This is a genomic window from Arthrobacter sp. efr-133-TYG-118, from assembly GCF_030209755.1.
Taxonomy (GTDB): Bacteria; Actinomycetota; Actinomycetes; order Actinomycetales; family Micrococcaceae; genus Arthrobacter.
In genome coordinates, this window is the sequence record NZ_JARVRH010000010.1 from 68,184 (window position 1) to 86,555 (window position 18,372).

At 63.9% G+C, this 18,372-nt stretch carries 19 protein-coding genes; 11 read left to right on the forward strand and 8 right to left on the reverse strand.

Going from position 1 to position 18,372, the window contains the following annotated elements; genetic code table 11:
• Positions 1-139: 139 nt before the first annotated feature.
• Together QRN59_RS09210 and QRN59_RS09215 are read right to left on the reverse strand one after the other, a co-directional pair.
• Positions 140-661, reverse strand: a complete 522-nt coding sequence (locus tag QRN59_RS09210) for a DUF6328 family protein (RefSeq protein ID WP_284982218.1) — start codon at positions 659-661, stop codon at positions 140-142.
• Positions 658-861, reverse strand: a complete 204-nt coding sequence (locus QRN59_RS09215) for a hypothetical protein (RefSeq protein WP_284982219.1) — start codon at positions 859-861, stop codon at positions 658-660. The genes QRN59_RS09210 and QRN59_RS09215 overlap by 4 nt, the downstream gene beginning before the upstream one ends.
• 77 nt (positions 862-938) lie before the next feature.
• Here QRN59_RS09215 and QRN59_RS09220 point away from each other — a divergent pair, with 77 nt between their 5' ends.
• The 3 genes from QRN59_RS09220 (at position 939) to QRN59_RS09230 (ending at position 3,334) form a co-directional block, all read left to right on the forward strand.
• Positions 939-1,670 (forward strand): DUF72 domain-containing protein, encoded by a 732-nt coding sequence (locus tag QRN59_RS09220; protein ID WP_284982220.1) that lies wholly within the window; start codon positions 939-941, stop codon positions 1,668-1,670.
• Between the two features lie 36 nt (positions 1,671-1,706).
• Positions 1,707-2,687, forward strand: coding sequence for a cation diffusion facilitator family transporter (locus QRN59_RS09225; protein WP_284982221.1), 981 nt, complete (start codon positions 1,707-1,709; stop codon positions 2,685-2,687).
• Between the two features lie 233 nt (positions 2,688-2,920).
• The gene (locus QRN59_RS09230; protein ID WP_284982222.1) at positions 2,921-3,334 is read left to right on the forward strand and encodes a hypothetical protein; all 414 of its coding nucleotides are present in this window, start codon (positions 2,921-2,923) and stop codon (positions 3,332-3,334) included.
• A gap of 7 nt (positions 3,335-3,341) precedes the next feature.
• Here QRN59_RS09230 and QRN59_RS09235 read toward each other — a convergent pair whose 3' ends face one another.
• The 4 genes from QRN59_RS09235 to gad all read right to left on the reverse strand — a co-directional run bounded on the left by QRN59_RS09235 (position 3,342) and on the right by gad (position 6,901).
• A complete protein-coding gene (locus QRN59_RS09235) occupies positions 3,342-4,232 on the reverse strand; it encodes a helix-turn-helix transcriptional regulator (RefSeq protein ID WP_284982223.1) in 891 nt (296 codons plus the stop codon).
• 116 nt (positions 4,233-4,348) lie between these two features.
• Positions 4,349-4,501, reverse strand: a complete 153-nt coding sequence (locus tag QRN59_RS09240) for a hypothetical protein (protein ID WP_284982224.1) — start codon at positions 4,499-4,501, stop codon at positions 4,349-4,351.
• An 89-nt stretch (positions 4,502-4,590) separates the two neighbouring features.
• Complete coding sequence (locus QRN59_RS09245; RefSeq protein ID WP_284982225.1) at positions 4,591-5,457, reverse strand: class II glutamine amidotransferase; 867 nt, start codon at positions 5,455-5,457, stop codon at positions 4,591-4,593.
• A 43-nt stretch (positions 5,458-5,500) separates the two neighbouring features.
• Positions 5,501-6,901 carry a glutamate decarboxylase gene (gene gad, locus QRN59_RS09250; protein ID WP_284982492.1) on the reverse strand — a complete coding sequence of 467 codons (1,401 nt, stop codon included), beginning with the start codon at positions 6,899-6,901 and terminating at the stop codon, positions 5,501-5,503.
• Positions 6,902-7,120: 219 nt separating this feature from the next.
• Between gad and QRN59_RS09255 the strand changes: the two genes are divergently transcribed.
• From QRN59_RS09255 to QRN59_RS09290, 8 genes are all read left to right on the forward strand, one after another.
• The gene (locus tag QRN59_RS09255; protein ID WP_284982226.1) at positions 7,121-8,719 is read left to right on the forward strand and encodes a S53 family peptidase; all 1,599 of its coding nucleotides are present in this window, start codon (positions 7,121-7,123) and stop codon (positions 8,717-8,719) included.
• Between the two features lie 110 nt (positions 8,720-8,829).
• Positions 8,830-9,114: a YegP family protein gene (locus QRN59_RS09260; RefSeq protein ID WP_284982227.1), complete on the forward strand. Its 285-nt coding sequence runs from the start codon at positions 8,830-8,832 to the stop codon at positions 9,112-9,114.
• A gap of 248 nt (positions 9,115-9,362) precedes the next feature.
• Positions 9,363-11,372: a threonine--tRNA ligase gene (gene thrS / locus QRN59_RS09265; RefSeq protein ID WP_284982228.1), complete on the forward strand. Its 2,010-nt coding sequence runs from the start codon at positions 9,363-9,365 to the stop codon at positions 11,370-11,372.
• A gap of 30 nt (positions 11,373-11,402) precedes the next feature.
• The gene (locus QRN59_RS09270) at positions 11,403-12,008 is read left to right on the forward strand and encodes an HIT family protein (RefSeq protein WP_284982229.1); all 606 of its coding nucleotides are present in this window, start codon (positions 11,403-11,405) and stop codon (positions 12,006-12,008) included.
• Positions 12,001-12,630: a phosphatidylinositol phosphate synthase gene (gene pgsA, locus QRN59_RS09275; protein ID WP_284982230.1), complete on the forward strand. Its 630-nt coding sequence runs from the start codon at positions 12,001-12,003 to the stop codon at positions 12,628-12,630. Before QRN59_RS09270 ends, pgsA begins: the two co-directional genes overlap by 8 nt.
• Before the next feature lie 323 nt (positions 12,631-12,953).
• Positions 12,954-14,198 carry a tyrosine-type recombinase/integrase gene (locus tag QRN59_RS09280; RefSeq protein WP_284982231.1) on the forward strand — a complete coding sequence of 415 codons (1,245 nt, stop codon included), beginning with the start codon at positions 12,954-12,956 and terminating at the stop codon, positions 14,196-14,198.
• Entirely contained in the window at positions 14,195-15,145 is a 951-nt protein-coding gene (locus QRN59_RS09285) for a tyrosine-type recombinase/integrase (protein ID WP_284982232.1), read from the forward strand. The genes QRN59_RS09280 and QRN59_RS09285 overlap by 4 nt, the downstream gene beginning before the upstream one ends.
• Complete coding sequence (locus QRN59_RS09290; protein ID WP_284982233.1) at positions 15,142-16,131, forward strand: tyrosine-type recombinase/integrase; 990 nt, start codon at positions 15,142-15,144, stop codon at positions 16,129-16,131. The genes QRN59_RS09285 and QRN59_RS09290 overlap by 4 nt, the downstream gene beginning before the upstream one ends.
• 35 nt (positions 16,132-16,166) lie before the next feature.
• On the opposite strand, the gene QRN59_RS09295 is transcribed toward QRN59_RS09290, so the two are convergent.
• Positions 16,167-17,657, reverse strand: a complete 1,491-nt coding sequence (locus QRN59_RS09295; RefSeq protein ID WP_502871041.1) for an HNH endonuclease signature motif containing protein — start codon at positions 17,655-17,657, stop codon at positions 16,167-16,169.
• Positions 17,657-17,974, reverse strand: a complete 318-nt coding sequence (locus tag QRN59_RS09300; protein ID WP_284982508.1) for a hypothetical protein — start codon at positions 17,972-17,974, stop codon at positions 17,657-17,659. Before QRN59_RS09300 ends, QRN59_RS09295 begins: the two co-directional genes overlap by 1 nt.
• Positions 17,975-18,372: the final 398 nt, after the last annotated feature.

An 18,372-nucleotide genomic window follows, 5' to 3' on the forward strand; every position in this document is an offset into this window, starting at 1 on the left:
TCGACGGTCGCTTGAGCGTGCTTCCACATCGAAACTAGTAGGCCGGACGGCCCCTTGTCCATGGATTCCGGGAAATTGATCAGTAAACTTACTATGTTGATCGAAAGGGCCTACACTAGCTCGGTTTTTGGGCCGCGGCTTAGCGTTCCGGCTCTGCTTTACTACGCCGGGGAGACCAGGAAAGCAGCGGATACAGCAGCACGAGCGCCGCGAGGGCGACAAGAATACTGCCGCCGGCGGCGAGGCCAGCCTCGGGCCCCACGGCAACGCTGAAGATCAGCCCGGCGCATCCTGCGATCAGCAGGGATACACAGGCCACGACCGCCTTGACGACCATGTCCCCAGCAGCCACCAGCCGATACTTGACGTGATGCTGGAAGAGCCGACGGTGCAGGCTGACCGGAACCAGCATGAGGCCGGTGGTCATGGTCGCCAGGACAACGAGCAGGAGAAACCACCACTTTTGCAGCTCGGTCAGGGTGCCGAATCGCTGCTGGAACGGAAGGGTTAGCAGGAAGCCGCCGATAATTTGGACGCCTGTCTGAAGGACACGCATCTCTTGGAGCAGTTCATTCCAATTGCGGTCCATCCGCTGGTCCTCTGACTCATGCCTGGTGTTGGCAGCGGGCCCGGCGAGTAGGGGATCTTCCGGTTCGCTCACGACGGCCGCGGCAGTTCGCAGCCTGCCACAGGGTTCAGTCCCATGTAGTTCAGGGGGCCGGCAACAATATTCAGGCTAATCGTTGCGAATTGGGAGCACTGCGCGGGAACTGCGCTGAAGTAGCCTCGCTGTCCCGCGGCTACCGCTCCTACGACGAGCCAGATCACCACGATCAGCCCGAAAATCGATCCGAATCGCATGGCCTTCGACCAACCTCTCATCAATTCCGGATATCATCAGCTTACTTATTAAGTGACGTCGACCATAGGCTGGGCGAATGGGAACCCACGTTGGGACGTCGGGGTGGAGCTACGAGCATTGGGAGCACGTGCTCTATCCCGCCGGCACCCCGTCCCGCAACCGGCTCGCTTACTACGTGCAGCAGTTCAACAGCGTCGAGCTCAACGCGAGTTTCTATCGGTGGCCCCGCGACGCATCGTTCGCCAGCTGGCGACGCAGGCTACCTGAAGGCTTCGTGTTTTCGGTCAAAGCGCCCCGTGGGCTCACCCACGCAAAGCGCCTTTATGCCCCTGAAGCCTGGATCGGCAGGATCACTTCGGCGTGGCATGAACTCGGGGACAGGCGTGGAGTGCTCCTGGTCCAGCTGCCGCCGGGAATGGAGCGCGACGACGACCGGCTGGCCTATTTCCTGGACCTCCTCCCCGGGTGGATGAAGGTCGCCGTCGAATTCCGACATCACAGCTGGCATGAAGAGCCCGTCTACGAGCTGCTTGAAAAGCACCAAACGGCCTACTGCGTCATGAGCGGGGCGGATCTCCCTTGCGTCCTCCGAGCCACGGCGCCGTTTGTCTATATCAGGATGCACGGGCCGGATCACCATCACCTCTACGGAGGTTCATACTCCGAGCAGGACCTGCGCTGGTGGGCGGACCGAATTGCGGAATGGGAGACGGCGGGCAAGGAGGTCTTCGTCTATTTCAACAACGACGGCGGCGGCAATGCCGTCCGTAACGCCCACACCCTCCGTTCCTTCCTCGGCAAGCACTAGGCGTGGTCTCGACGGTTGTTGGGTACGGTAGGTTCCATGGTTGAAACCAAGAAGGTCAGGATGCCATCTTCATCCCTTACGACCGTGATCTTGGCTTTTGCGGCAAATATTCTTGTTGCCGCGGCAAAAACTGTCGCCGCCATACTTACCGGCTCCGCTTCGATGATCGCTGAGTCCGCCCACTCCTGGGCCGATACCGGAAACCAGGTCTTCCTGCTGGTGGCTGAGAGGAGATCCTCGAAGAAGCGGGATGTGGCCCATCCGATGGGCTACGGCAGGGAAGCGTACGTGTGGTCGATGTTTGCCGCGTTTGGCTTGTTCACTGCGGGTGCCGTTGTGTCCGTGATGCACGGTGTCCAGCAGCTTTTCGCACCGGAGCCCGCCGGCGATTTTGCGATCGCCTATGTTGTTTTGGCAATATCTTTCGTCCTCGAAGGTGGTTCGTTCGTCCAGGCGTTCCGGCAGGCTCGCAAGTCCGCACGGGAGCTTGAACGCCGCACTTTGGAGCAAGTGCTCAAGAGCTCGGATCCCACAATGCGTGCGGTCTTCGCAGAAGACAGTGCCGCCCTGATCGGCCTGACCCTTGCCTTCTTGGGGATCTTCCTGCACCAGCTCACTGGATCGCCACTTCCGGATGCGCTCGGATCCATATTTGTCGGCATCCTTCTCGGTGTCATCGCAGTGGTGTTGATAGATCGCAATCGTCGCTTCCTCGTCGGTCAAGGCGTTACCCCGGAACTCGAGAACTCGATGGCGATCAGGGTCATGGAACACCGGGAAATCGAGCGCTTGACGTATCTGCACCTGGAGTTTGTCGGTCCGCGCAAGTTGTACCTCGTGGCGGCTGTAGATATCAAAGGTGACCTTCGGGAACATGAAGTAGCCGTCGCCCTGCGCCGCGTCGAACGCGAACTTGAGGACGAGGAGACGGTCGAGGAAGCGGTACTCACCCTCGCCACCCCCGACGAACCGTCCTTGACCTTTGGCGTTCGGCAACCGTCGCCGGCCGTTGAGTAAAACAACATCGGCAATCCGGGGGCGCGGCCCCCACGAAAACAAGTACACGCCACTCGTGCCATGCTTCACGCAAAGTTGTTGACTCAAGTGACCAGCATCCGCGCACTGTCAGGGGACGCCGATCCCAGCTGGCCAACGGCAGGGTCGGTCGAACGATAGGACCGGCACGCCGGATGCACAGCCAAATTTCGAGGGGAGCTGCAGTGGACGGGCAACTATGGATTTGGATCGTAGTGGCGATTGTGATCATCGCGGTGATCGTCGCCGTCGTCGTTTTCGGGCGCCGTGCAAAGAACGCCGCTAACCGCAAGCGCGCTGCGGACCTCCGCGAGAAGGCACGTGCCGACGCCCTCGGAGCTCATGAGCGCAGCGCTGAGGCCGCTCGAGCGGCGGCCGACGCCGCCCGCGCCGAGAGCGAAGCGGAACGGTTGCACAAGGAGGCCACGGAGAAGCAGAGGGCTGCCGAGCGGGCCAACGAAGTCTCCCAGGACAGGTTGCGGCGGGCTGAAGAGCTGGACCCCGATGCGGGCAACCGTTCGGACCCGACGGGAGCGGAAAGCCGTCGGGACAGGGACGACGACGAAACCCGGCGGGAGAGGGACGACGATCAAGGCGACCAGGAGGGGCGCCGATCCCCGAGATCCTAGGCTGCCGTCACACCCCACCTGCGGTGGGTGCGGCTTGAGGTTGCTCTGCCAGTTCCTGCGTGGCGGCCCAGCTCGCGAGAAGGCGCAGGGCGTCTGCCGAGGGGGAACCAGGTTCCGCAGGGTAGATGAACAGGGAGAGGCCCGTGTCCGCTGACAATTCCATCGCCTCGAACAGCAGCCGGAGTTCGCCCACGACGGGGTGATGGAAATGCTTGAAACCGCTGTAGTGGCGGCGCACGTTGTGCGCGGCCCAGCGGGTGCGGAATTCGTCGCTGCGGGTCGAAAGCTCTCCTACGAGGTCGCTCAGTCCGCGGTCGAAGGGGTCGCGGCCAGCCTCGGTGCGCAGGATGGCCACCATGTTGTTGGCAGCGAGTTCCCAGTCCGGGAAAAACCGTCGGGCCCGTTCTTCATCCAGGAAAATGAAGCGCGCGTAGTTGGCCGGCCGGACCGGGTTGACGTACATCTCGGAGTGCAATGCGTGGCCGAGCCTGTTGGCGGCGAGGATGTCCATGCGTGCGTTGCGGACAAATGCCGGAGCGTCAGTGATGGCGTCGAGGGCAAATTGGACGCTCGGTCGAAGATGTTGGGGCGCAGATCGACGCTGCCGCTTGCTTGTTCCGGCGGCGCGGGCCAGATCGAACAGATGTGCACGCTCGGCTTCGTCAAGGTGCAACGCCCTGGCCAATGCTTCCAGGACGCTTTCAGACACTCCCGCAAGGTTTCCCCGTTCCAGCCGGGTGTAGTACTCAACGCTTACCCCGGCCAGGGCTGCGACTTCTCCGCGACGGAGCCCGGGTACTCGCCGGTTGCCGCCCGACGTCGGCAGCCCCGCCTGTTCGGGGGTGATCTTCGCACGCCGGGAAGCAAGGAAATCGCGGGCGTCGTTCCGGTTGTCCATGCGATCAACGATAGTGACCTTTCAGCGCCGTGAGGGAGTCCCTGCCAGTACCTCTATCAACGGAAACTTCCCGGCGGCGGTGATGGCCCCGATGCCGCGCTAAAGGCAACGCCGTCCTAGAAAATGCGGAAGTCGCCGGCGTCTGCGTTCGCGGACGGGTACACCACGGGTTCCCGCCCCAACTCAAGCAGGACGTCGTTGATGCTCATTTGCCCGTCGAGTTGGACGGCCGGGACGAAGGCGGTTTCGGATTCGACTTCAGCGGTCATGGATCGATCTTATGCGCGGCGGGCTCAACGGACAGGTTGAACACGCGGCCTTCCGGCTAAGACGCCGGGCGTCGCTTTGTGGTCAAGGATCACGGCTTCTGGGACGCGGCCGCGGAGGGGGAGAGGTCGGACAGGGTGAGCGGATGTGTCGGAGCCTCCGGGAAAGGCTTGCTTATAGTCACAGCCAGATCCGGATTGACGTGGACCAGCGCGCCGGCGGACAGCGCTCTCCACTCCGGGTTGTCATCCATCGGTTCGGTGGCGATGAGGACGTGTCCGGAACGGGCCAGGTCCTTGCTGTGGGCGCGGATGCGGGAGCTCCGTGCGTCGAGGGGAGCTCCATCGTCCGAGCGGGCAGCCAACCGTTCCAGAATGTGCAGCTCATGCGTGTCCGGGTACCTGACTGCCCAAAGCTCGGTGTCCGTCGTCAGGATGAGGTTCAAGCTGAACACCGGAAGCTCCTTGGCGATCCAGCTGATCGCTTGGGTGATACCTTCGCCGACGTCGCCATCTGCGCGCCGGCTCTCCGCGGTGATCAATGCGAAGAGGCGCTCACTGTCAGTCTGGCCCTTGACCAGATCCGCAACGCCGAACTCAGCCAGCCGCTGATCAAGCCGTTCAAGATCGCCAAAGGCGCCGTTGTGGGCGAACAACCTCCCGTCCTGCTCGAACGGGTGCGTGTTGACCATGGTGTGGGCCCCGGTACTGGCATACCGCACATGGGCCAGGAACGTCGTGCTCTTCAGGACCCGCGCCTCACGCGCAAAGGCGTGGTCCTCCCATGCGGCGAGTGGCTGTTTGGCCACGTGGGCCTTACCGTCACCGTCAAAGGTGCCTATGCCGGCGCCGTCGGGCTCGCGTCGGCTCTGGTCGGCGAGGCTGTCCGGCGCGTCCAAAAGCCAGAAAGTGGCGCGGACTGCCTGCGAACCGGCATGCAAGCCGAACAATCGGCACATGGCACACATCCTTCCTTGAAGCGGCTTGCGTTGAAGGTGCTGGCTAGTGATGGAACGCCTGGGTTTGCCCACCTGAGGGCATCGGTGACGTGAGGCCGTCCAGGTAGGCGACTTCCTTCTTGAGATCGGCCAGGAAACTGGATGCGAGGTCTCGCGTGAAACCGTTGCGGACAACGATTCTTTGGACTGTGATCTCGCTCAATCCCTCCGGCATGGGGTAGGCGGGGACGAGCCATCCATTCATCCGCAGCCGTTCGGACAAGTGATGAAGGTTCCAGTGCTCCGTGTAGCCGTCGGTGAGCTGCCAAGCAAAGACCGGGATGTCCGATCCGTCGCTCCACAAAGTAAACGGCACCATCGCCCCTATTTCACTCGATAGGTAGAGCGCTACGTCCCGGGAGGTTGCCTGAACGGATTTGTATCCCTCGTATCCGAGCCGGAGGAACAGATAGTACTGAAGGAGCACCTGGGCGCCCGGGCGTGAGAAGTTCAGGGCGAAGCTCGGCATGTTCCCACCCAGGTAGCTGACATGGAAGATCAGGTCCTCGGGGAGCGCTTGCTCGTCCCGCCAAATGATCCAGCCCAAGCCGGGATAGACCAAGCCGTACTTGTGGCCGGATGTGTTGATCGAGGCAACCCGCGGCAGACGGAAGTCCCAGACTGTCTCCCGTTGCAGGAAGGGCGCAACCATGGCTCCGGAGGCGCCGTCGACGTGGATCGGGACATCAAAGCCGTGCTTTTCCTGGATCTCGTCCAGAGCCGCCGAAATTTTTTCCACGGGTTCATAGACCCCCGTGTAGGTCACGCCCATGATGGCTACAACGCCAATGGTGTTCTCGTCCACGTACCTGTCCAGTTCGTAGCCGTCGAGCATTTGGTGTTCCTTCGACACCGGGACGTAGCGGGCCTCCACATCCCAGTAGTTGCAGAACTTCTCCCAGCACACCTGCACTGCCGAGCTGAGGACCAGGTTGGGTTTGTCTGTGGAAAGGCCGGCCGCGCGGCGGGCGTGCTGCCAGCGACGTTTCAAGGCCAGGCCGCCCAGCATGCATGCCTCGGAGGATCCGATCGTGGAGGTCCCAATGGACTTGGCGGGATCGGGCGCGTTCCACAAGTCGGCGAGCATCCGCCAGCAGCGGGTCTCGATCAGGGCCGTCTGGGGGTATTCGTCCTTGTCGATCATGTTCTTGTCGAACGTTTCGGCGTACAGTTTCGACGCTTCCGGTTCCATCCACGTCCCAACGAACGTGGCCAGGTTCAGGCGGGAGTTGCCGTCCAACATGGCTTCGTCGTGGACAACCTGATAGGCAGTCGAAGGAAGGGACTCACCGTCCGGAATGGTGAACCGTGGAAAAATACTGGATTCTCCCGGTCGGCTGAACACCGGGTTCAACTCAACTGCAGTGTCGGGTTCATGGGCTGATGTTCGGTGTGACCTATTGATGGTTCGCTCCTTTGACTCGCCGCCGCGCCGGCCGTTGCTGTGGCATGGCCCGCCAAGGGCCCACGCTACCGTGGGCGGCCGCCGTGCCCAAGCCCTTCAAGCCGTCATCGCTCGAGTCGGCGCCGGTGACCATTCCTCTTCCACGCCATGGTGCCAAAGTGGCTGCTGGTGCATAATCGCAGGGACGAAGCTCTCTCACAGCGAGCCTAGGAGGCACCAATGTCGATGCAGGACACTCCGGAAGATCGGCAGCCCGAGGAAACGCAAAGCGTTCCGCTGCCAGGATCAGACAGGGCTCCCGCTCCGGGCGTCCGGGACGTTCTCGGTCCCGTCGACCCTTATCGGCGGATCGAGGCGACGGTCATCCTTCGGCGCCAGGAAGAAATGCCCGAAGTTCCGTCCGCAACGCTTTCGCTGGACGAACTGGCCTCCCGATACGGCGCATCGGCCACAGACCTGGATTTGGCTGTACGCACTTTCGCCAGCCTCGGTCTCGACGTTGTGGAGTCGGACGCCGCCAGCCGCAGGATTCGGCTGGCTGGAACCGTGGAGCGGATGGGCAGCATCTTCGGGACGTCCCTTGACGAGCTGACGAGCCGCAGCCCGGACGGCACGGCTGTCACCCACAGGCATCGCACCGGAGGCCTCCAAGTACCTGCAGCCCTTGACGGCGTCGTGGTCGCCGTCCTCGGCCTAGACGACCGGCCGCAGGCCCGGGCCCAATTCCGCGCCATTCCCTTGGCCGCGGCCAGTATCAGCTACACTCCGCCCCAGCTGGGAAAGATCTACAACTTTCCTGAGGGAACGGACGGAACGGGCCAAACCGTTGCCATCCTTGAGCTGGGCGGCGGCTTCGGACAGCAAGACCTTGACACCTACTTCCAGGGCCTGGGTCTCGCCACACCGAGCGTCACCGCGGTGGGAGTCGATGGCGGGGCGAACCAGCCGGGACTGGATCCGGCTGGTGCCGACGGGGAAGTCCTGCTCGACATCGAAGTAGTCGGCGCCTTGGCGCCGAAGGCCAACATCGTGGTCTATTTCGCTCCCAATACCGACGCCGGGTTCCTGGATGCGATTGTCGCAGCCTCCCATGCAAATCCGACGCCGGCCGCGATCAGCATCAGTTGGGACCAGAGCGAAGACGCCTGGACCGCCCAAGCCCGGACGGCTTTCGACCAGGCCATGGCCGATGCTGCGGCCCTCGGGGTGACGGTGACAACCGCAGCAGGGGACAACGGAAGTGCGGACGGCGCAACGGACAACAAGGATCACGCCGATTTCCCGGCGTCGAGCCCGCATGTGCTGGCCTGCGGAGGAACACGGCTTCAAGCAGACACCGCGACAGGAGTCATCAACGCGGAAACTGTCTGGAACGACGGCCCAAACTCGGCTACCGGCGGAGGATTCAGCGACGTCTTTCCGGCTCCCTCGTGGCAGTCCGGCATCTCGGGACACGCCAAACACAAGCCTGCGCCCAAGAAGGCCGGAAGGGGCGTCCCCGATGTCAGCGGCGTCGCCGACCCGCAGACCGGTTACCGGGTGCGCGTCGACGGGAAAGACATGGTGATCGGCGGAACCAGTGCGGTCGCACCGCTCTGGGCGGCCCTGGTTGCCCGCCTCGCCCAGGCCACTAACAGGCGCTTCGGGCTGATCCAGCCGCTGCTCTACCAAAACGGCACCCAACCGGCGTCGGGCTTCCATGACATCACCACTGGCTCCAACGGAAGCTACCGTGCCGCGACTGGCTGGGATCCCTGCACGGGCCTGGGCAGTCCGGACGGCAGTGCCCTCCTCGCATTGCTCCAAGCCAAGCCCTAGCAGACCTACGGGAACCGTCGCAGTGTCCCAAATCCCGTCGCCCACATGGGTTTGGCTCGGTAGACTTGTTGGTGTCCTTTACAACCGCAGGTTTCAAAGGAGGCTACACAATGGCTGGATACTTTGAGCTGATCGACGGACCCAACGATGGGTACAGGATTGCATTACGCGACGGCGACGGCGACATTCTGGCGATGTCTACAACTTTTGCCACCAAACAGTCGGCTGTCCGCGGGATATCCACGCTCAGGGAGATCGCCGGAACCGCCCTGATCAAGGACAGAAGCCATGGCCGGTGGACCCCGTCCCTTGAGCGGCAGGCCCACCGCTTGCATTTGCTCCACCAACCGGCATGGCGGAAACACGAAGTGAGAAGCGCCGCAGGCCGCTTGTAGCCCCGCATTAGCGCGCGGGTTCGCGGACCGCACCACAGTCCAGACCCACGGTCCTCCCTATTACGGGTTGCACGGGTCGCAATAACGAATGCCAAAATAGCCGTCCGGCGCCGCGTCTCCTCGGCGAAAATCGGCACGCCCCCGCTTGCTTTGGCTGCCCCAGCCGGAGCGGATACGATGGACGATGGCTGGCTGTGGTCCCCGTACGCCACAAGCTATGAAGCCTTATCAATGAATAGGAGACACCCGTGTCAGATGCCCAGCAGATCACCCTCATCGTCGATGGCGAAGAGACCAAGGTGACGGAAGGGACCACCGGCGCGGAACTCTTCTTTGAGCGCCGCGACGTGGTAGTGGCCCGTGTCGATGGCGAGCTCAAGGACCTTGACCAGGTGCTGCCCGAGGGTGCCCAGGTTGATGGCATCACCATCGACTCGCCGGACGGCCTGAACGTCCTGCGCCACTCCACCGCACACGTTATGGCTCAGGCTGTGCAGCAGCTTCGTCCGGACGCCAAACTCGGAATCGGCCCCTACATTACGGACGGCTTCTACTTCGACTTCGAAGTTGCCGAGCCCTTCACCCCTGAAGACCTGCGTCAGCTCGAGAAGATGATGCAGAAGATCATCAACCAGAACCAGAAGTTCGTGCGCCGCGTCGTCACCGAAGATGAAGCCCGCGAAGCCATGAAGGGCGAGCCCTACAAGCTTGAGCTGTTGGGCAAGAAGAACGACGCCGCCGACGCCGGCGAGGGCGTCAACGTCGAGGTGGGCGCCGGGGACATCACCATTTACGACAACGTGGACCGCAAGAGCGGTGAAAGCGTCTGGTGCGACCTTTGCCGCGGCCCGCACCTGCCCAACACCAAACTGATCTCCAATGCCTTCGCCCTGACCCGCTCCTCGGCGGCATACTGGCTGGGCAACCAGAACAACCAGCAGCTGCAGCGTATCTACGGCACCGCCTGGCCCACCAAGGACGCACTGAAGGCTTACCAAGAGCGCATCGCCGAGGCCGAGCGCCGCGATCACCGCAAGCTCGGCGCGGAGCTGGACCTGTTTTCCTTCCCGGATGAGCTGGGCTCCGGCCTGCCGGTGTTCCACCCCAAGGGCGGGATTATCCGCAAAGCGATGGAGGACTATTCGCGCCAGCGTCACGTCGACGCCGGATACGAGTTCGTCTACACCCCGCACATCACCAAGGGACACCTCTACGAAGTCTCAGGCCACCTTGACTGGTACAAGGAAGGCATGTTCCCGGCGATGCACATCGACGCGGAATTGAACGACGACGGCACCGTGCGCAAGCCCGGCCAGGACTATTACCTGAAGCCGATGAACTGCCCCATGCACAACCTGATCTTCCGTTCACGCGGTCGCTCCTACCGGGAACTGCCCCTTCGGCTCTTCGAATTCGGCTCTGTGTACCGTTACGAGAAGTCCGGTGTTGTTCACGGGCTGACCCGCGTACGCGGCATGACACAGGACGATGCCCACATCTACTGCACCCGCGAGCAGATGAAGGACGAACTCACCACGACCCTGAACTTTGTCCTCGGCCTGCTCAAGGACTACGGACTGGACGACTTCTATCTTGAGCTGTCCACCAAGAACGAAGACAAGTTCGTCGGCGAGGACGCCGCTTGGGAGGAAGCCACCCGTACCTTGGCCGAAGTAGCCGAGGCCTCGGGGCTGGAACTCGTTCCGGATCCGGGCGGAGCCGCGTTCTACGGTCCCAAGATCTCGGTGCAGGCCAAGGACGCGCTGGGCCGCACCTGGCAGATGTCCACCATCCAACTGGACTTCAACCTGCCTGAGCGGTTCGAGCTGGAGTTCCAGGCCGCCGACGGCACCCGCCAGCGTCCGGTCATGATCCACCGTGCGTTGTTCGGCTCGGTTGAGCGTTTCATGGGCGTACTGACCGAACACTATGCGGGAGCTTTCCCCGCATGGCTTTCGCCCGTGCAGGTGGTCGGCATTCCGGTCGCCGAAGCGTTCAACGACTACATGTTCGACGTCGTCGGCCAGCTCAAAGCCGCGGGCATCCGTGCCGAGGTAGACATTTCCTCGGACCGTTTCCCGAAGAAGATCCGCACTGCGAGCAAGGACAAGATTCCCTTCGTCCTTATTGCCGGCGGGGAGGACGCGGAGGCCGGTGCGGTGTCGTTCCGCTTCCGTGACGGCAGCCAAGACAACGGTGTACCCGTTGCCGAGGCAGTCCGAAGGATTGTGGACGCCGTCAAGAACCGCGAGAGCTGACGAGTCGGACACCGCGGGGGGCAGGGAACAGTGCAGGAGAACACGGGCGTGACAGCTGATTATCCGGGCGATGCCGAAGTGACTGACGACTTCGGCCTGGCAGGTGTTCCCGATGCCTTCCAGCGCTTGTGGACTCCGCACCGACTGGCCTACATCAAGGGCGGGCAGAACCAGTTCGATAACGAGGACTGCCCTTTCTGCGTGGCTCCGAGCCGCACGGACGAGGAATCCCTCATCGTCCGCCGCGGCAAGACGTGCTACGTGGTGCTCAATCTGTTTCCTTACAACCCCGGTCATTTACTGGTGTGCCCGTACCGTCATGTTCCGGACTACACGGACATCACGGTGCAGGAAACAGCGGAAATGGCGGAACTTACGCAGACCGCAATGCGGGTGCTGCGAAAGGTGGCCAACCCGAGCGGCTTCAACCTGGGCATGAACCAAGGTGTGGCGGGCGGTGCGGGAATCGCCGCCCACCTGCATCAGCATGTGGTTCCGCGCTGGGGTGGGGACGGAAACTTCTTCCCCATCATCGCCCAGACGAAGGCCATCACGCAGACCCTCGGCGAGGTCCGCCAACAGGTGGCCGACGCCTGGCCTGAAGAGTCGGATCTGTCCGGGGAGACGGATGCTTAATCGGCACGCCCGCGGGTTTTTCACCGGGCTGTTCTCGCCCCTTGCCCGGTTCCTGCTCAAGGTGGGCGTCTCGCCCGACGCGGTTACCGTCGTCGGGACCGCCGGCGTAGTTCTCGGCGCCCTGATTCTCTACCCCCTGGGCCAGCTCTGGTGGGGTTCTCTGCTGATCGCCGTTTTCGCGCTGTCCGACGTCGTGGACGGCATCATGGCGAGGGAACAAGGACGCAGCGGCCCGTGGGGAAACTTCCTCGACTCCACGCTGGACCGGTTGGCAGACGGCGCCATATTTGCCGGCGTCGCAATCTGGTTCTTCACGGGCGGCGGGAACGGCGCGATTGCCGTAGCCTCCCTGGCCTGCCTGGTGCTCGGGATGGTGGTTTCGTACGCCCGCGCCAAGGCTGAATCGCTGGGCTTCTACGCCAATGTGGGCATCGCCGAACGCGCGGAGCGACTCATTTCCGTGCTCCTCGTCACCGGCCTGACCGGACTGGGGTTGCCTCCCGTCGTCTTGCTGGTGACCCTTGTCTTGCTCGCGGCCGCTACGGGCGTCACCGTCATCCAAAGGATGGCGGCCGTCCGCGAACAGGCGATGGCAGACGTCGACGGCGGGACACCCGCTTAAGCGGTCTGATCATTTTGCTGCCCCGGCGCGTTTCGTGTCGGGGCACGCTCATGTCCGGGTGGGTCTGAAGTGGCGGTTGCGTCGGGGTGTTTGGCGGGGGTCGAGGTGGGGCGGGGGTTTGAACCATGCGGTGCCGGAGTCGGTGGTGATGGTCCAGTGTTCTTTGTGGATGATGTGGTGGTGGTGGCTGCATTATGCCGATGTCCGGATTATGCCGATAAGGTGCGTCTGGGTGCTGGTCAGTGGGGTTTTGGCCGGGTTCTTATCGGCATAATCCGGGTCCGGGTGGACGCTGGACTTTCCATGGTGGAAAGGAAAGCGCGATGAGTGAAGCATCTGGAGTGGCGATGTCGGGTCCGTTGAGTGGGTCCGCTGAAGCGTTCAAGGAGTATCTGGCAGGGCTGGGTTATGCGCCCTTGTCGATCGTGCTGCGGCTGAGGCTGTTGGCGCATTTGAGCCGCTGGCTGCAGGGCGAGGGGCTTTTGGCGGGAGACTGCGATTCTGATGCCGTCGAACGCTTCGTGCTGGTTCGCCGTGCCACCCATAAGGATCTGGCGGGCCGCGGCGCGTTGGGGCCGCTGTTGACGTTTCTCCGGTCGGCCGGGTTGATCCCTGAGATCACCCCGCAGGGGCCCGCGCAGGATCCTGTGGAGGCGGTTCTTGAGCAATGGGGGGTTTATCTTGCGCGGGAACGTGGTCTGCATCCGGGGACGGTGCGGTACTACCGGTCTTTAGGCCGTCCGTTGATCGCTTCCCGGCTGCGCGGCGGTGAAGTGGATCTCGTGGGTCTTTGCGCCGGTGACGTCAGCGCCTTTGTCAGTGAATGGGTCCCCGGGTTGTCGGTCGGGACGGCGAAGCTGACGATTACCGCGTTGCGCTCTTTGCTCCGGTTCCTGCATGCCAGCGGGCAGGTTACGTCGCGTTTGGACGGGGTCGTTCCGGCGAGGGCCGGCTACCGCGATGCCGGACTGCCGCGCTGGCTGCTGGCGGATCAGGTTGCTTCGGTGATCGCCGCGTGTGATCCGTCGACCGTGGTCGGCCGACGGGACCGGGCGATGGTCCTGATCCTGGCCCGCTTGGGAGTGCGTGCCGCCGAGGTGGCCCGGATCTCTTTGGACGATGTTGACTGGCGTGCCGGAACGATCCGTATCACGGGAAAGGGCGGGTACATCGATCAGGTTCCGCTGCCGGTCGACGTCGGGGCGGCTCTGGCCGCCCACCTCTCGGACGTCCGGCCTGCGGGAGCTTCGGACAGGCGTGTATTCCTGCGGTCCCTGGCCCCGTATCGCGGTCTGAGTCCGGACGGGGTGGCTTCGGCCGTCTTTCATGCAGGAAAGCGTGCCGGCCTTGACCGCCTCGGGGCGCACGTGCTGCGTCATAGCGTGGCAACCGCGACGATCAATGCCGGGGCGTCGTTGGAGGAAACCGCCCAGCTCCTGCGGCACCGCTCGCTGGATTCAACAACGATCTATGCCAAGGTCGACCTCGCCCGGTTGGCAACAATCACCCGGCCCTGGCCATCCGCGTCCGATTCAGGGATTGCGGTCGTTCCCGGAGGCCGGCGATGACCGGCCTGGAGGACCGCATCCGGGAGTATCTGGAACTGAGGCGGGCGCTGGGGTTCAAACTCGAAGACGACGGACGGCTGCTGAACCAGTTCGCTGCCCACCTGGCGGGAAACGGCGCCGGCATCATCACTACCGAAGCCGCTCTGGCCTGGGCGGTGCTGCCCGGCGGCGCTCCTGGCTACCATGGCGCCCGGCTGAGTGTTCTGCGGACGTTCCTGAGATGGTTGAAGGCTTTCGAACCCTCAATCGAGGTCCCGCCCCACGGCCTCTTGCCGAAGGGTTCCGGGCGGGCCGTTCCCTACCATTACACCGATGACCAGGTGCGGGACCTGATGGCCCGTGCGGCCGGGCAGGCAAGATCCGCGCTGAAAGCCGCCACAGATGCGACCTTGATCGGATTGCTGGCCTGCACCGGGCTTCGCGTCGGTGAGGCGATCCGCGCCGATGTCGGCGACCTGGCGGATGGAGTGCTGACCATAGCGGACGCGAAGTTCGGCAAAACCAGACTCGTCCCGTTACACCCGAGCACCTGCAACGCTCTTGAGGGCTACCGGGAACTGGTCAACGCTGAACTGGGCACCGTGTCGACCCCGGCCCTGTTCGTCTCCACCGCCGGGACACGCCTGATCTATCAAAACGTCCAACGCCTGTTTCACCGGTTGGCCGCCCGGGCCGAGATCATGTCCAGCTCCGGGAACTGCCGCCCACGGATCCACGACCTGCGGCACACTTTCGCCATCAATACCATGAGTGACGCTTACCGGCGCGGAGAGGACCCCGCCCGTGTGCTGCCGGTGCTATCCACCTACCTCGGCCATGTCAGCCCCGCCAGCACCTACTGGTATCTCGACGCGACACCGGAACTTCTAGCTCAGGCCGCCGCCCGGCTGGAGCCGGGGAGGGCAGCCCCGGCACAGGACCTCCTTGCAGGAAAGGACCTGCCATGAGTGCGCTGGCGCCGACCCTGGAAAAGTACTTCATCAGCCACCTGCCACGTGTTCGCGGGGCCAGCGGCCACACGACAGCCGCCTACCGGGACACCTGGCGGCTGCTCATTATTCATACCGTGAACCTCACGGGAACCAGCGCCGACCGGCTGCAGATCGATCAGCTCGGCAGCGAGCACATCACCGGGTTCCTCGATCACCTGCAGCACGAGCGCGGCAACAGCATCCGCACCCGCAACGCCCGCCTGGCCGCGATCCATTCCTTCTTCGCCTACGCCGCCCACAGGCATCCCGAGCACGCCGACCTGATCAGCCGGGTGCTGGCCATTCCCGTCAAACGCAGCGAACGGACCGACATCACCTACCTCACCACCAACGAAGTCCAGGCACTGCTGAAGGCCCCGGACCGGACCAGCTGGACCGGCCGCCGCGACCACGCGTTGCTGCTCACCGCTGTCACCACCGGGATGCGGGTCTCGGAGCTGACCGGGCTGACCTGGGCCGACATCCACCTCGATACCGGCGCCCATGCCTGCTGCCAGGGCAAAGGCCGCAAAACCCGTGCCACCCCACTGAGCAAGGCCAACGTCACCGTCCTGCGGGAGTGGAAAAAAGAACAACAACCCGCTCCCGACCAGCCCGTGTTTCCAAGCCGCGCCGGAACCAGGATGAGCACCGACGCCGTCTCCCAACGTCTCACCCTGCATACCTCCGCCGCGGCCCGTGACTGCCCCACCCTGGCCCGGAAAAAGGTCAGCCCCCACGTCCTTCGCCACACCACAGCGATGCGGATGCTCCATGCCGGCATCGACACCTCAGTCATCGCGCTCTGGCTCGGCCACGAAAGCCCTGAAACCACCCAGATCTATCTCCACGCCGATCTTGGCATGAAAGAAGCCGCGCTTGAAAGAGTCCGCCCGCTCAACGTCCAGCCCGGACGCTTCCGGCCGAAACCATCGCTCCTCGCCTTCCTTGAAAGCCTGTGATTATGCCGATAAGAATCCCAGACAAGCCCGCCAAATCAGGCCACAACAGCAAACGTCGGCATAATCCGGACGTCGGCATAATGCGAATTATGCCGATGTCGGCATAATTCGCAGAGCAGGGTGCCGTTGTCGGTTGAGGTGGTGCCGCCGTTGGTCCAGTAGGTGATGTGGTGGGCTTCGCACCAGGGAGCGGGGATGGTGCAGTCGGGGAAGGTGCAGCCTTGGTCGCGGGCGATGATGGCTTTGCGGATGTGGGGCGGGAAGATCCTGGTGGTGCGGCCGATGTCCAGGACGCGGCCCTCGCTGCCGAGCAGGACGGGGATGATGTCGGCGTCGCAGGCGATTTTGCGGATGGCCGTGGGGTGGATCGGGCCGTGGAACGTGGAGGTTCCGGTGCCGGGCCGGGGGTTTGCTGCGCCGGGGTTTGTGGTGCTGGGATTTGTGGTGCCGGGGTTTGGGGTGCCGGGATTTGTGGTGCCGGGGTTTGGGGTGGCGGGGGTGTGGTGTTGGAGGCGGTTGAGCAGGTCTTGGTAGTCGATGGTGACCATGACCTGGGGGCGGAGGCCGCCGTTGGCCGGCAGTTCGCCGGTGGCCAGGGCGATACCGCAGGCGCCGACGAGTCCGTCGAGGAGTTTCTGGGGGCGGGAGCGGCGGTCCAGGCCGGGGTGCGCGCTGTCGCTGTTGCTGTCGCCGCCCGGGTCGGTGTCCCCTGAGTCCGTGCCCTGTGCTCCATCGGTGCCGGTGCCGGTGTGGTGTTGGAGGCGGGGGTTGGCGGCGGTGTTCATGGCGGTGGCAAGGGTTTCGAATTGTTCGGCGGTGGCGAAGATTTCCAGGTGGTGCAGGCCGTGGCGGGGTTTGCGGATGAATGCTCCTTGGCGGTGGCGGAGTTCTTCTTCGCTGGGTTCGGTTCCGTCCTGGTCGATGGCGTCGACCCAGCGTTTGGCCATCCGGTGCACGAAGTCGGGATCGCTTTCCAGGGCGGTCCGGGTCAGGGAGCGTTCCATCTGCCCGGCGGTGTCCGGGTCGGCGTGGTGCCGTATCTGATCCAGGGCCATGCTGATCACCGTGGCCGAACGGGACGGCACGGCGGCCGAGGACAGGGCGGCGGCGAGCACCTGGTGCCGGGCGGGGACGTCCTGCCCGGCGATCCCTGTCTGCGGGAGCACGCTTTCGGCCAGGGTGAGCCGGCGCCGTGCTTCGCTGATGCCGATCCGCAGCCTGGCGCGCAGGAATTCGGCGGCGTTCCGGTACCCGTCGTGGGCCCCGTCGGCGGCTTCGGCGAGGCCGGCCGCGGCTGCCGTGCCGCCTGCGGTGGGTTCGGTCCAGCCGGTCCTCCACCCCGGAGCCGGGGAGGTGTGCCGTGCGGCCTGGGCTTCGCGCCGTGTCCGTTCCACGGCCTGGGCCGCGACGATCTGCAGGAACTCCACCGTCCGGGCGATCTCCTCGACCCGGCCGGCGAAATCCGCGGCTTCAGGGAAACCGAACAGGCGGGTGTCGGCGAGAGCGGTTGAGCGCAGCGCATCCATTACCGCCACCGCCTGATCAAGACGGCCCGCGGGCAGTGGCCCGCGGGCAGTGGCCCGCGGGCGGCCGGGCTTTCGAACCGGGCCAGGCTTTCGAACCGGGCCAGGCTTTGAAACCGGGCGGGGTTTTGGTGCTGCGCAGGGCTTTCGAACCGGGCCAGGCTTTGAAACCGGGCCGGGTTTTGAAGCTGGGCTGCGTATTGGAGCTGGGCATTGCGGGCGGCGACGGGCTTCAGGCGGCGGGCAAGGCGCCCCGGCGACGGGATCCCGCCGTCGGGCGCGGCGGCCCGAGGTGCGGTGAGGTGACCGGTGCCTTCCATGACTAAACCCTGTCACGGGGCACTGACAATTAAGCCCCCACGCTGCCACCCGCCGTCGAGAAAAGCGAAAACAAGGAAAACACGTCCCAAGTACTAGCTGTTGAGGTCCCAATGAACCCGGATCGCCTCGGCGACCGGCCCGGTGTTGCCCTCACAATTGCCGAAGACAGATTCCTGCGCCTTTGCATCGTCAACCAATCCGCTGCCGTCAATGCACCTGAAGTATCCGCGACACGCGTGACCCATATCGCCCGGTGTGCGAAGCCCCGCCGCTCCCGGCGGAACTGCGTGGCCGAGGCTGGTAATCAAGTACGACGGGCACAGCGCAGGGGACTAGTATTGAAGTTACTTGGTCAATGTGACCTGGAAATCCGGTGTGCGCTGTGTGTGGCCCTGTC